This window comes from Roseateles sp. GW821-FHT09G03, from assembly GCF_059416045.1.
In genome coordinates, this window is record NZ_JBWKOK010000003.1 from 288,005 (window position 1) to 301,963 (window position 13,959).

10 protein-coding genes are annotated in these 13,959 nt (G+C 70.5%); 6 read left to right on the forward strand and 4 right to left on the reverse strand.

Features of this window, described 5'->3' with window-relative positions:
• Nucleotides 1–43: 43 nt before the first annotated feature.
• Together AC07OZ_RS13515 and AC07OZ_RS13520 are read right to left on the reverse strand one after the other, a co-directional pair.
• Nucleotides 44–1,021 (reverse strand): alpha/beta fold hydrolase, encoded by a 978-nt coding sequence (locus AC07OZ_RS13515; protein WP_495467616.1) that lies wholly within the window; start codon nt 1,019–1,021, stop codon nt 44–46.
• The gene (locus AC07OZ_RS13520) at nt 1,018–2,238 is read right to left on the reverse strand and encodes a low temperature requirement protein A (protein WP_495467617.1); all 1,221 of its coding nucleotides are present in this window, start codon (nt 2,236–2,238) and stop codon (nt 1,018–1,020) included. Before AC07OZ_RS13520 ends, AC07OZ_RS13515 begins: the two co-directional genes overlap by 4 nt.
• 233 nt (nt 2,239–2,471) lie before the next feature.
• Here AC07OZ_RS13520 and AC07OZ_RS13525 point away from each other — a divergent pair, with 233 nt between their 5' ends.
• From AC07OZ_RS13525 to AC07OZ_RS13550, 6 genes are all read left to right on the forward strand, one after another.
• The gene (locus AC07OZ_RS13525) at nt 2,472–4,388 is read left to right on the forward strand and encodes a diguanylate cyclase domain-containing protein (RefSeq protein ID WP_495467618.1); all 1,917 of its coding nucleotides are present in this window, start codon (nt 2,472–2,474) and stop codon (nt 4,386–4,388) included.
• A 38-nt stretch (nt 4,389–4,426) separates the two neighbouring features.
• Nucleotides 4,427–5,197 carry a c-type cytochrome gene (locus AC07OZ_RS13530; RefSeq protein ID WP_495467619.1) on the forward strand — a complete coding sequence of 257 codons (771 nt, stop codon included), beginning with the start codon at nt 4,427–4,429 and terminating at the stop codon, nt 5,195–5,197.
• Entirely contained in the window at nt 5,194–6,561 is a 1,368-nt protein-coding gene (locus AC07OZ_RS13535) for a c-type cytochrome (protein ID WP_495467620.1), read from the forward strand. Before AC07OZ_RS13530 ends, AC07OZ_RS13535 begins: the two co-directional genes overlap by 4 nt.
• Before the next feature lie 205 nt (nt 6,562–6,766).
• Entirely contained in the window at nt 6,767–7,930 is a 1,164-nt protein-coding gene (locus tag AC07OZ_RS13540; RefSeq protein WP_495467621.1) for a Fic family protein, read from the forward strand.
• Nucleotides 7,931–8,132: 202 nt separating this feature from the next.
• A complete protein-coding gene (locus AC07OZ_RS13545) occupies nt 8,133–8,636 on the forward strand; it encodes an Hsp20/alpha crystallin family protein (protein WP_495467622.1) in 504 nt (167 codons plus the stop codon).
• A 64-nt stretch (nt 8,637–8,700) separates the two neighbouring features.
• Nucleotides 8,701–9,126, forward strand: a complete 426-nt coding sequence (locus AC07OZ_RS13550; RefSeq protein WP_495467623.1) for an Hsp20/alpha crystallin family protein — start codon at nt 8,701–8,703, stop codon at nt 9,124–9,126.
• Between the two features lie 93 nt (nt 9,127–9,219).
• On the opposite strand, the gene AC07OZ_RS13555 is transcribed toward AC07OZ_RS13550, so the two are convergent.
• Entirely contained in the window at nt 9,220–11,340 is a 2,121-nt protein-coding gene (locus tag AC07OZ_RS13555; RefSeq protein ID WP_495467624.1) for an FUSC family protein, read from the reverse strand.
• Nucleotides 11,340–13,925: a cyanophycin synthetase gene (cphA, locus tag AC07OZ_RS13560; RefSeq protein WP_495467625.1), complete on the reverse strand. Its 2,586-nt coding sequence runs from the start codon at nt 13,923–13,925 to the stop codon at nt 11,340–11,342. Before cphA ends, AC07OZ_RS13555 begins: the two co-directional genes overlap by 1 nt.
• Between the last annotated feature and the right edge of the window lie 34 nt (nt 13,926–13,959).

Below are 13,959 nucleotides of genomic sequence, written 5' to 3' on the forward strand. Positions count from 1 at the left end.
CTCTGCAATGCGTGCAGCCTAACGGGCCTCGTGGCTGCTTCGCTCAAAGCCCCTCGGTCAGGAACGACATCACTGCAGCGAGCAACTCGTCCGGCGCTTCCTCCGGGATGTAGTGACCGCAGGGCAGCGGACCGCCGTCGACATCCGCCGCGACGCGCCGCCATTCCTTCAACGGGTCGAAGCACTTCGCCACCACGCCCTGCGCGCCCCAGTAGACGCGCAGCGGCATCGCGAGCTTCATGCCGGCGTCGCGGTCCGCGCGATCGTGCTCGAGGTCGATGCCCGCCGCGGCGCGGTAGTCCTCGCACATGCCGTGCGCGGTGCCCGGCAGCGCGAGCGCGCGCTGGTATTCGGCGAACGCGCGCGGGTCGAAGGCCGACACGCCCGCGTGCCGCCGGCCCATCACGTCCAGCGCGTAGGCCGCCGTGTCGGCCTCGATGAGCCGCTCCGGCATCGGTGCGGGCTGGATCAGGAAGAACCAGTGCCAGTACGCCCGCGCGAACGCCTCGGTCGTCTGCTCGTACATCGCCAGCGTCGGCGCGATGTCCAGCAGCGCGAGGCGCTCGACCGCCGCCGGGTGATCCGCTGCCATCCGGTGCGCGACGCGCGCGCCGCGGTCGTGCGCCAGCACGCGGAAGCGCGCATGGCCCAGCGCCGCCATCACCGCGATCAGATCCTGCGCCATGCGGCGCTTGCTGTAGTTGCCGTGGTCCGCGTCGCCCGCGGGCTTCGACGAATCGCCGTATCCGCGCAGGTCCGGCATCACGACGGTGAAGCGTGCCGCCAGCGCCGGCAGCACGCGGTGCCAGATGACCAGCGTCTGCGGGTGTCCGTGGATCAGCAGCAGCGGCGGACCTTCGCCGCACACGCGCGCATGGATGCGGACGCCGGGCTCGGTCTCGACGGTCAGCCGTCGCGTCGACGCGGGGAACAGGGCGTCGGCCGGATGAGGCTCGACGGTGAACTCCCCCGCAAAGGCAGCGGAAGTAGAGGAGGGGATGGTGGTGGAGGGCGCGCTCATGCGCCGATGCTAGGCGCGTCGTCCTCATCCGCGCTGTCGGGAACGAGACACATCGCCCGCGAGTGCCGCTCCCACGCCGCGAGCGCCACCAGCACCGCGCAGGCGAAGGCGCTGGTCGCGACCGGCGGCCAGGCGTGCACGAAGGGCCCAACCGCCGCCAGCACGATCACCGCCACGCCGTGCGACCACGGCCACCGCCCGACGACCGCGCGCTTGAACAGGCCCACGCCGATCACGTAGATCGCCACGCCGCCGAGCAGGCACAGCGCCGTCTTCAGGTCCGTGTGGCCGTCCGGATGCGCCAGGACGAATTCATCCGCCGCCGCGTTGACGATGATCCCCGCCACGATCGGCAGGTGGATGTAGGTGTAGGCCAGCCGCGCGATCCGTCCCGGATCGTCGCTGTGGGTGATGCGGCCCGTGGCGAAGTCGTTGGTCGTGTCGAAGTACAGCCACCACAGCGCGATGCTCCCGGCGAAGGACACCAGGAAGGCGAACAGGCTCATCGTCGTCAGCGGCGCCTCCGCGAAGGTCGCGCCCGTGACCAGCAGCGATTCGCCCAGCGCGATGATCACGAAGAGCGCGCAGCGCTCGGCCAGGTGGCCGCCGGAGATCGTCCAGTCCGCCGTCGACGAGCGCCCCATGCCCGGCACGAAGAAGCCGGCCGACGGACCGACGACCTCGATCGCCAGCGCCGCCACCCACAGCGGCACCCGCAGCGCCGGGTCCAGCGCGCCGGTGATCCACAAGGCGCCCGACACCACGAGCCACACCGCGATGCGCTGGAAGTTGCGCAGCAGCGCCACCTCCGCCCCGCGCGCCGCCCAGAGGAAGAACAGCGTCCGCCCGACCTGGATCGCCGTGAAGGAGGCGGCGAACATCAAGGCGCGTTCGCCGAAAGCCTGCGGCAGCGAGACCGACATCAGCAGCCCGCCCAGCATCATCGCGAACAGGCAGACCCGGACGGGCAGGCGCTCCGGGTCCAGCCAGTTGGTGACCCAGGAGGTGAAGATCCACACCCACCAGACGGCTGCCATCAGGAAACCGGTCTGCAGCGCGCCGCCCAGCGTGACGCCGTCATGGGCGAAGTGGCCGATCAGCGTGTGCGACAGCTGTGTGACGGCGAAGACGAACACGAGGTCGAAGAACAGCTCGACGAAGCTGACCTTGGCATGGCCGTGCGGGTCGGGCCGGCGCAGGAGTGGGATGGCGGACATCCCCGGACTGTCGCATGCGTGCACCACCCGGCCACCGGGGCCGATGCCAGCTTGACGCCAATCGCACGGCCCTCCCCATAATCGTCCGCACGACCCACCGGCCCCGCCGCCGCCACGGCCGGTCGAGTCCGCGTTCGACGGCGCACTTTCGCGCGTCCTCGCGCACTCAGGGGTCGCGCGCCGCCTTCGCGCCTTCCTTTCCGTCCTCGAGACCGACCCGCCCGAGCCGTTGCATGCGTTCTTCCGCCGAGCCGATCTACCGCAGCAGCCTCGGTCGCGGCGTGGGTCTGCTGATGGTGGCGCTGCTCGCGATGGCGGTGATCGTGGCCCTGCTGGCCTGGCGCGCCCGCGCGACGCTGGACGACCTGCGCCGCGCCGACCGCATCAACAGCGTCCTGCCGGCGATGACGCTGCTGATGGAGGACCTGCTCAACGCCGAGACCGGCCAGCGCGGCTACCTGCTGACCCAGCGCGCCGGCTACCTGCAGCCCTACCGGGACGCCGTCCGTAGCCTCGACCGCCGCGTGGACGACCTGTTCGCCCGCGACGACGACCCCGCGCACGCGCCCAAGCTCGCCCGCATCCGGGAGCTGGTCCAGCTCAAGATGACCGAGATGAACCAGACGATCCGGCTGCACGATTCCGGTCGTCACGAGGAAGCGCTGGAACTGGTGCTCGGCGACCAGGGCCTGCACCACATGGACGAGTTGCGCGACGTGCTGGGCGAACTGACCTCGTCGCTGCGCGCCGAGCGCGGCACGATCAGCGAGCGGCTGTCGCGCGAGGCCAGCCACACCGAGCTGCTGATGCTGGCCGGGCTGGCGATGCTGGCGCTGTTCACGGTGATGGCGACCTCGCAGGTCCTGCTGCGCTCGCGCGACCTGCTGCGCACGCAGAAGCGGCTGCGCGGGATCGCCGACAACGTGCCGGCCTTGATCAGCCACTACGACGGGAAAGGCCATCTGCGCTTCGCCAACGCGGAGGTCGGCCGCGTCTTCCACACCGATCCCGGCAGCCTGGTCGGCAAGACGATGGAACAGCTGCGCGGCGTGGAGAGCGCCGAGCAGATGCGGCCCTTCGTCGAGCGCGTGCTGAAGGGCGAGGCCGTGGCCTTCGACGCCGAGCAGATCATCGACGGCGAGACGTTGCACTTCCACCAGAGCTTCGTGCCCGAACTGGCGGGCGGCCGCGTCGAGGGCTTCTACGCCTGCTCGATGGACATCACCGAGCGCAAGCGCGCCGAGGCCGTGATCGCCGCCAGCGAGCGCCAGATGAAGGCGATCACCGACAACCTGCCGGTCTTCATCTGCTACATCGACGCGCAACGCAAGCTGCGCTACACCAACGAGACGATGCGGAGCTGGTTCGGCCTCGATCCGCAGGCGTCGCTGGGGCTGCACATCGACGACGTCTTCGGCACCGCGAGCACCAGCCAGCGCAGCGCGCAGCTGGCGCTCGCGCTGGGCGGCGAGCGCGTGGAGTTCGAGATCACCTCGACGATGCTCGGCAAGCAGCGGCACCTGCGCTCGATCTACGTGCCGGACGTCGGTCCGGACGGGCGCGTGCTGGGCATCTTCACGCTGTCCATCGACATCACCGTCATGAAGCAGGCGGAAGCGCAGCTCGCGCGGCTGGCCAGTTCCGACGCGCTCACCGGACTGCCGAACCGGCGCGAGTTCGACCAGGCGCTGGACGGCGCGCTGGCGCGGCAGCGACGCCACATGCGCGAGGGGCGGGTGCTGGCGCTGCTGTTCCTGGACGTCGACCGCTTCAAGGCGATCAACGACACCCACGGGCACGGCGTCGGCGACACGGTGCTGCGCGACTTCGCGACCGTGCTGCGGCGCACCGTGCGCGGCAGCGACCACGTGGCGCGCATCGCGGGGGACGAGTTCGTCGCGGTGCTCGAGGGCCTGAACCGGCCGGAGGAGGCCGAGCAGGTCGCGGCCAAGATCGTCGAGGCGGTGCGCGCAGCGCGGCCCTCGGGTGTTGCGATCACGGCGAGCATCGGCATCGCCAGCATGGCCGACGGCGACGTGCCGGCGGCGGACCTGATCGCGCTCGCCGACCGCGCGCTGTACCAGGCCAAGCACCAGGGCCGCGACGGCTGGGCGGCCCTGAGATGGCCCGGACCTGACCAGCGACGCTGAGGGCGGCACTCGCGGCGAGGATCGGCGATGATGGCCGGATGAAGATCTCCCGATCCCTCCCGGGTGTCCTCATCGCCGCTGTGCTGGGCCTGGGACTCTCCGCTGTCTCTGCTGTCTCCGACATGTCCGCGGCGTTCGCGCAGGGGGCTTCCGCGCCGCCGGCCGATCCCGGCGCGCGACCGTTGCGGCCGCTGACCAACGACATCGCCGAACGCGTCCAGGCCTGCACGCTGTGCCATGGCGCGCAGGGGCGGGCGACGACGCAGGGCTACTTCCCGCGATTGGCGGGCAAGCCGTCGGGCTACCTGTACAACCAGCTGCAGAGCTTCCGCGACGGACGCCGCCATCACGCGCTGATGGCCGGGCTGCTGCGCAACATGAGCGACGACTACCTGCGCGAGATCGCCGGCTACTTCGCGGCGCTCGACGTGCCGTATCCGGCGCCGGGGCCATCGGGCCTGGGCGCGGAACAGCAGGCCCGCGCGGAGCGATTGATCACGCAGGGTGATCCGTCGCGCAAGGTGCCGGCCTGCACGGCGTGCCACGGGCCGTCGATGGCGGGACGGGAGCCGGCGATCCCGGGGCTGCTCGGGTTGCCGCGTGACTACCTGGTCGGGCAGCTCGGCGCGTGGCGCAGCGGGTTGCGTCGCGCGCATGCGCCTGATTGCATGGCCGATGTGGCCAAGGCGCTGTCGCCCGACGACATCGCCGTCGTCGCGAGCTGGCTCGCCGCGAGACCGGCGGGCGCGCATCCGGAACCGCCGTCGAGCGCCCCCTTGCCCGTCCAGTGCGGAGGGCTGGCGCCATGAGCGGGGATGCGACCACCAGGCACACGGCCAGCGCCGCGCCGATGAGGACTTTCATCCGCCTGCTGATCGGCATGGCCATCGCAGTGCCGCTGATGGCGGTGCTGCTGCTCGCCGGCGCGTGGGGCCGGGAGCTCTGGCTGTCGGGGCGGCCCGTGCAGTCCGGCGCCGAGGACACCAGTCCCGCGCTGGTCGCCCGCGGTGCCTACCTGGCCCGCATCGCCAACTGTGCCGGCTGCCACAGCCCGCGCGGCGGCGCACCGCTGGCCGGCGGGCTGCCGCTCGGCACGCCCTTCGGGACGCTGTTCAGCAGCAACCTGACGCCCGATCCCGAGACCGGTCTCGGCCGCTGGACCGCCGACGACTTCTGGCGCGCGATGCATCACGGTCGCAGCCGCGACGGGCGGCTGCTCTATCCCGCCTTCCCCTACACCAGCTACACGGCGATGACGCGCGAGGACGCCGATGCGATCTTCGCGTGGTTGCGCCAACAGCCGGCGGTGACGCAGACGGCGACTGCGCATCAGCTCGGCTGGCCGTACCGCTGGCAGTCCGCGCTGGCGGTGTGGCGGCTGATGTACTTCACGCCCGGCGATGCGCCCTCGCATGACGAGCCGGGCATCGATCGCGGCGCGACGCAAGACGCCGCCGGCCGGGCAACGCTCGAGCGGGGGCGTTACCTCGTCCAGGCGGTCGGCCATTGCGCGGAATGCCACGCGCCCCGCAATCGTCTTGGCGCGCTGCGCGACGCGGCGGGATTGCGCGGCGGCTGGGTCGGCGTGCAGGGCTGGATCGCGCCCTCGCTGGCCGATCCGCATGCGGCGGGTGTGCAGGACTGGTCCGAGGCCGACGTGCGATCCTGGCTGCGCTCAGGCTGGTCGCCGAAGGGCGCGGCGCTCGGCCCGATGGCGGACGTCGTCGCGGAGAGCCTCCAGCACCTGACCGATGCCGATGTGCAGGCAGTGACCGTCTACCTGCGCGGCTTGCCCCGCGAGGGGTCGCCGGCCGCCGAGTTCAAGCCGGCGCCGCCGGCGCAACTGGACCTCGGTCGTCAGGTGTATGCCAAGCATTGCGCCGACTGTCACGGCGACCAGGGGCAAGGGCGCCGGATCGCCGGGGAGCCCGCCTATCCGGCGCTGGCGGGCAACCGCGCGGTGACGCTGGGCGCGCCGCAGAACGTGCTGCAGATGCTGGCCGATGGCGGCTACGCGCCGACGACGCCGGGCCATCCGCGTCCGTACGGCATGCCGCCGCTGCGGCAGGTGCTCACCGAGGCAGAGATGGCCGCCGTCGCGACGATGATCCGACAGAGTTGGGGGAACCAGGCGTCGGCGGTGACGGAGCAGGAAGTGCTGCGCTTGAAGTAGGCGCGCCCAGCCCTTTACACTCCCGCAGTCGCATGCGAAAAGAGATCCGCAAAAAGATCCGCAAAATAATCAGAAAAATCTCTGATTATTCTTTTTGGATCAATCAGTTGCGACGATCTAAAGATCCGCAAAAATGTCTGCATCAGGAACTGATCATCCGGACCAATTGGAGCCGCTGATCCCTCAGGATCGAGCCTGCGAATCCGTGCTCGAAAAGGCGCACGACCTTCGAACCGCTTCCACGAGGCTCGCCGGTGCCTGCCAGGCGGGTGTCAGCCGCGAGCTGGCCTGGCTGCTGCGAGCGATGAACTCCTACTACTCGAACAAGATCGAGGGCGAGCACACTCGTCCCGTCGAGATCGAGCAGGCGATGGCACACCAGTTCTCCGACAACGTCGAAAAGGCGCGTCTGCAGCGCCTGGCCATTGCGCACATCGAGACGGAGCGCTGGCTTTTCGAATCCCGGCCGGAGACGGCCGCGCTCTACGAAGTCGAATCCGTCCAAGCCATCCATCGCCATCTGTTCTCGCAACTCGAGCCGCAGGATCGCATCGTCCGGCTCCTCGATCCTTCGGGGCAGGTGACGGAAGAGGTGGCCGTCGAGCCCGGCGTGATCCGCACGCGGGATGTCGCCGTCAGGCGGCACGTGGCGCCCGCATGGCAAGCGCTCGGTCCGATGCTGGCGCGATGGTCGCAAGGGTATGGTCGTGTGCGGCGCGGAGAGATGCAGCTCGTCGCTGCCGCTGCGGCGCATCACCGTCTGGCCTGGATCCATCCATTCTTCGACGGGAACGGTCGAACGGCCCGGCTGCATTCGCTGGCCGTGCTGCAGTCGCTCGATCTGACCTGCGGCCTCTGGTCTCCCTTGCGCGGTCTGGCGCGGAGCGGCGAACGCTACGCGCAGCGACTGTCCGATGCGGACATGCCTCGCATGGGCGATCTCGATGGACGCGGACAGCGCAGCCAGAAGATGTTGATCGAGTGGATCGACTTCTTCCTGGATGTCTGCATCGACCAGGTGCGATTCATGTCGCAGATGCTGAATCTGCAGGAGATGCAGGATCGTCTCGGAGCCCTGCTGGCACACGAGGAGCATGTGATGAAACGCGGCATCCGGATGGAGGCCTTGCGGCCCTTGCACTACCTCTTCGCCACGCAAGGGGAGATCGCAAGAGGGGAGTTCGCCAGCATGACCGGCCTGGGCGATCGCACGGCCGCCACACTCATCGGCAAGTTGGTCGACATCGGGCTGCTGGTGTCCGATACGACCCGGGGGAAGGTCCGGTTCGGCATTCCGATGCCGGCGCTGCGCTTCCTCTTCCCCGCGCTGTGGCCTGAAGCTGAGGCCGACGCGGCGACCGCGGGCTGACGCTTCAGGCACGTCGGCAATGCGAGAAGTCGCTCACGGAAAGCCGGCGCGGCAATGCCCGGCACGCGCAGCGGGCGCGGCATATGGGGACGGGCCACCCTTGATTTCAAGATCTTGAAGCGCTGCTTCTTGCTCCTACGTTGGGATGCATGGCGGACGACGTTCCGCCGCGATCCACCCGCAGGATGCCAAGGAGCCCCGCATGTACCGTCAACTGTTTGCCCGTGAGCTGTTCAACGACCTCGACCGCTTCCAGCGCGAGATGAGCGGCCTGTTCGAATCCACCGCCGGCCGCGGCACCCCGCGCGGCGGCTATCCCGCGCTGAACGTCGGCCTGTCGCCGGAAGCCGTGGAGGTCTACGCCTTCGCCCCGGGCCTGGACCCCGCCACCATCGGTGTCGACCTGGACCGCGGCGTGCTGAGCCTGTCCGGCGAGCGCGCGTCGTCGCTGACCGCGACCACCGAAGGCGCCGCCAACGCTGCAACCGCCGCCGCTGAAGGCGAAGCCGCCGCGCCGGCCGCGAAGACCGCCGACAAGACCATCGTCCATCAGCGCGAACGCTTCGCCGGCAAGTTCCGCCGCGTGGTCAGCCTGCCCGACGACATCGATCCGGAACAGGTCTCGGCCTCCTACAAGGACGGCGTGCTGCGTGTCAGCGTCAAGCGCCGCCCCGCGCCGCAGCCGCGTCGCATCGACATCCATTGAGTCCCGGACGCGCCTGGCCATCCCCGCCCGTCCATCGCCACCGAACACGATCCGAAAGAACATCATGACTACTGCCGTGCACACCCCCGCCGCCGATGCGGCCGAGCAAGTGAAGACCAGCGCTTCGACCGCCGCGCAGACCGCGCGCCGTCGCGATGACTACGCGATCCAGCCCGCCGTCGACGTGACCGAGGACGCGCAAGGGCTGACCCTCTTCGCCGACCTGCCCGGCGTGCCGCGCGAGCAGCTCCAGCTGCGCGTCGAGAAGGACCGCCTGATCATCGAGGCCGAGATGCAGCTCGACCTGCCCGACGGCCTGAAGGCCGGCCACGTCGAGGTGTCGCGCCAGTTCTATCGCCGTGCGTTCACGCTGAGCAAGGAGCTGGATGCCGACCAGATCGGCGCGGAGCTGAGCAATGGCGTGCTGCGCGTGCGCATCCCCAAGGCCGCGCATGCGCAACCGCGCAAGATCGAGATCAAGCTGGGCTGATCGAAGACCGGGAAGGCTTCAGGCCTTCCACCGCCGCTGGCCCTCACCCCAACCCTCGCCCGCAAGCGGGAGAGGGAGTAAGAAGGGGCGATCTCACTGCAGACGCGACAGCGTCACGTCCGGCTCCGGCGGCGCGGACATCGCGGCGAAAGCCGCATCGGCCGCCTCGCCCGCGCGGGCGGCGTCGTCCAGGCTCACCTGCAAGCGGCGCCGCATCCACGGGCGAAGGTCTTCCAGTGGGCCGACGTCGGGGAGCAGGCTCCAGTCCTGGAGTGCCTGCACCGCGTGCGGCACCGGTTCCTGACCCGCGAGCGCGCGTTGCAGGCGCTTGGCCGACTCCGGCAGCTCGGCGAGGAAGCCGGCGTCGAGGTCCTTGGCGCGGCGCATCAGGCTCTGGCGCATCATCGACAGATGCGCCATCAGCCGGTAGCCGTGGTCGAGCACCGTGTTGAGTTCCTGCAGCGGCGGACGCACCCGACGCGGTTCGGCGGCGCTGCGCGTCAGGGCCGCGGACAGCGCGGCCAGCGCGTCGTAGGCCTGGCGCCGCGCCATGCGCTGCGTGAGCGCGCCGGCCGGTGTCATCGCCGCGGTCATCGCCTGCATCGCGTATTGCTGCAGCGCGCCGCGCGCCCGCTTGAGCGCGCGCGGCAGGTTGCGACGCTCCCACGCCGGCAGCACGTAGCTGAAGGCCCAGGCCAGGATCGCGCCCAGCACCGTGTCCGCGAGCCGCTCCGAGATCGCGATCCCATGCGACGGATCCGCCAGGTGCGACTGCAGCAACGCCATCACCGTCGCCGCGATCGCGGTGATCAGGTAGCGGCGCGTGACGAACGCATGCGCGATGCCGACGGCGATCTGCAGCACGACGATCCACAGCGTCTGGTTGGGGATCAGCGACAGCGCCAGCATCAGCCCGCAGCCGATCGCCGTGCCGAGCACACGCATGTTGCGGCGCTCCAGCGTCTGGTCGAGGCTGCCGCGCAGCACCACGGCGACCGACAGCACCAGCCAGTGCGGATGCGAGGCCCAGGGCAATGCCAGCGCGATGAAGTAGGCGGCCGACAGCGCCAGCGTGCTGCGCAGCGCATGGCGCAGCACCGGCGAGTCGAGGTGCAGTTGCGCCCGGAGCAGGCCCATCGGCCAGCCAACCGGCGTCACGAAGCTCCGCAGTTCGCCGGCGTCCAGCGGCAGCGGCGGCAAGGGCAGGGCGGCGTCGAGCGCGCGGCCCATCGCCAGCACTTCGCCGTCGAGATGGGACAGCCGGTCCTGCAGCACGAGCTGCAGCCGCGTGCGCGGATCCTGCGGCGGCAGGTCCGGCCACTGCGTCGGTCGCACGGTGTTCATCGCCGGCGCGCGCTCGTCGAGCAGCGCATCGCGGTACTCGTCGAGCAGCACGGACAGCGCCTTCAGCCGGCCGACCAGCGCCGCCCGCATGTGCTGACCGACGGGGTCCTCGCCCAGCAGTTCCAGATCGAGGCGGCTCGCCAGCATCAGGTCGCGCAGTTCGACGACGTGCAGCAGGACGGCGGCGCTGCGCGGATCGGTCTTCGCGCGCGGGAAGACCTGGTCGCGCGCCGTCTGCAGCAGTTCCGCGAGCTGGGCTTCGTTGCCCAGCCAGTCGCGCATCGCATGCGCCGCGCCGCCGCTGCCGAGCAGCTCGGCCCGCGCGCTCAGCAACTGCGCCAGGCCGTGCAGCGCATCCGCCAGCGCGAGCCGGTGGAAGCGCCGCTGCAGGAGGGCGCTGGAGATCACGCTCCACACGAGGTAGAGCCCGATGCCCGCGGCACCGCTGGCCAGCACGATCATCAGCGGCTGCGGCGGCCACGCGAGCGCGAACACCATCGCCAGGATGGGCGCGAAGGACACGGGCCCGGCGCGCGGGCCCCAGCTCAGCAGCATCGCGCTGCCGAACGCCAGCGCCGCCACGAGCGTGCCCATCGCGAGGTGATACGGATGCAGGACCGCGACCAGTCCCACGGCCAGCAGCGTCATGCCGCCGGCGGTGAGCACGCGGTTGCGGTTGCGGCGGACGCTGCCCGGCAGATCGGCCAGGCTGGCGCAGATGGCGCAGGCCATCGCCAGCTGCGAGGCGACGCGCGACAGCTCGGCCGGAGCCGCGTGCGACACGATCACCTGCACCAGCATCACCCCGAGGGCGACGCTGAGGCCGTTCCACCAGTGCGCCGGCCAGTGACGCCAGCCACCGGCCGCCATCAGGCTTCCCGGACGCGCTGGTTCAGATGGGCCAGGGCCTCTTCGACCTGGTCGACCAGCACCAGGCACAGGTCGCCCGGCTGCAGACGCTCCAGCGCGCGGTCGATCGCGACGAACTCGCCGCGGATCTCCTCGATGTGCTTGGTCCGCGTCGCGCCCTTCAGGCCCTGCTGCAGCAGCGCCAGGACTTCACCGTCCTCGCGGCCGCGCTGGCAGGCGTCCTGGAACAGGATGGCCTCGTCGAAGGCCTCGCCCAGGATCTGCGTCTGGATGCGGATGTCCTCGTCGCGGCGGTCGCCGGCGCCGGAGATCACCACCGAGCGCTTGTTGGCCGGCAGCGCCTGCACGGCCTGCACCAGCGCGCGCATCGCGTCGCCGTTGTGGCCGTAGTCGGCGATGACCGTCGCACCGCGATAGTCCATCACGTTGAAGCGGCCCGGCACGCTGTCCGGATCGCTCATGAAGCTCGCCAGACCGCGCCGGATCGTGTCCCAGTCCAGGCCCACGCCCCAGGCCGCCGCCACCGACGCCATCGCGTTCTCGTTCTGGAACGGGATCGCGCCGCCGCGGGTGAAGGGGATGTCGCGCAGCGGGATCGATTCGCGCCACGCGCCCTGCGCCGCGACCAGCGCGTCGCCGTCGATGTAGACGCAGCGCTTGCCTTGCGCGCGGTGCGTCGCCATCAGCGGATGGTGGCGGTCGCTCGCGAAGAAGATCACCTGGCCCGGGCAGACGTCGGCCATCTTGGCCACGACCGGATCGGCGGCGTTCAGCACCGCGTAGCCGTTGGGCGCCACGTTCTGCACGATCACGCGCTTGACCAGCGCCAGTTCCTCGACGGTGTTGAGGAAGTTCATGCCGAGGTGGTCGCCCTCGCCGAGGTTGGTCACCACCGCCACCTGGCAGCGGTCGAAGCCCAGGCCCTCGCGCAGCACGCCGCCGCGCGCGGTCTCGAAGACCGCCGCCTCGACGTCCGGATGCATCAGCACGTTGCGCGCGCTCTTGGGACCGGAGCAGTCGCCGCTGTCGGTCTGGCGGCCGTCGACGTAGACGCCGTCGGTGTTGGTCATGCCCACGCGCAGGCCCTGCGTCGCGAACATGTGAGCGACCAGGCGCGAGGTCGTCGTCTTGCCGTTGGTGCCGGTCACCGCCACGATGGGGATGCGGCCGTCTTCGCTCGCCGCGCCGCGGTTGCCGCCGTAGATGCTGGAGATGATGGCCTCGCCGACGTCGCGGCCCTTGCCGTAGGACGGGCTCAGGTGCATGCGCAGGCCGGGCGCGGCGTTGACCTCGACGATGCCGCCGCTCTGTTCCTCGAGCGGCTTGAGCACGCTCTCGGCCACGACGTCGACGCCGCAGACGTGCAGGCCGACGACCGTCGCCGCCGCGATCGCGCGGGCGGCGACATCCGGATGCACGTCGTCGGTCACGTCGGTCGCGGTGCCGCCGGTGGACAGGTTGGCGTTGTTGCGCAGGATCACGCGCTGACCCTTGTCCGGCACGGAGGCCGGGGTCAGGCCTTGCAGGTCGAGCCGCGCGATGGCGATGTCGTCCAGGCGGATCTTGGTCAGCGAGGTCGCGTGGCCGTCGCCGCGGCGCGGGTCCTCGTTGACCTTGTCGACCAGCTGGCGCACCGTGTGCACGCCGTCGCCGGTGACGTTGGGCGGATCGCGGCGGGCCGCGGCCACCAGCTTGTCGCCCACGACCAGCAGCCGGTAGTCGCTGCCGGGCAGGAACTTCTCGACCATCACCGTGCCGATCTCGTCCGCGGCCTTGTAGGCGATCTCCATGTGCTCGCGCGAGGCGACGTTGACCGTCACGCCCTTGCCCTGGTTGCCGTCCAGCGGCTTGACCACGACCGGCAGGCCGATCTCGAGCGCCAGTTCCCAGGCCTCGTCGACGGTTTCCACCGGCGCGCCGATGGGCACCGGCACGCCGGCCGACTGCAGCAGGCGCTTGGACAGGTCCTTGTCCTGCGCGATCGATTCGGAGACGGCGCTGGTCGCGTCGACCTCGGCGGCCCAGATGCGGCGCTGCTTCACGCCCCAGCCCAGTTGCACCAGCGAGCCTTGCGTCAGGCGCCGGAACGGGATGCCGCGTTTGCTGGCGGCGTCGACGATGGAGCCGGTCGAAGGGCCGAGGCGGATGTCCTCGTCCGTCTCGCGCAGCGCCTTGACGGCGGCGTCGGCGTCGAAGGCCGTGCCGGACTGCGCGGCGTTGATCAGCTCGACGGCCTTCTCGAAGGCGGCGCGACCGACATCTTCCTCGCTGTACTCGACGACGACCTGGTAGGTGCCGGTTTCCGAGGTCGTGTGCGTGTGGCTGTAGGTCACCGGGCAGCCGGCCTGCGCCTGCAGCGCCAGGGCGGCCTGCTCGAGCACATGGGCCAGCGTGATCGGCGTCTTGGCGCTGCTGGCCGGCCGCAGCGGGCCGATGCCGGGGAAGCGTTCGCGCAGGCGGGCCTCGAAGCCGGCCATGTCCGCGATGGTGCGTTCCGTGTCGCTGCAGTGCACGACCGCTTCGATGGCGGTGTGGCGGCTCCACATGTTGGGACCGCGGAGGGCGCGTGTGCGGGAGACTTCCATCTGTCGTCTTTCGGGTTCGACTGTTCTTTGAAGG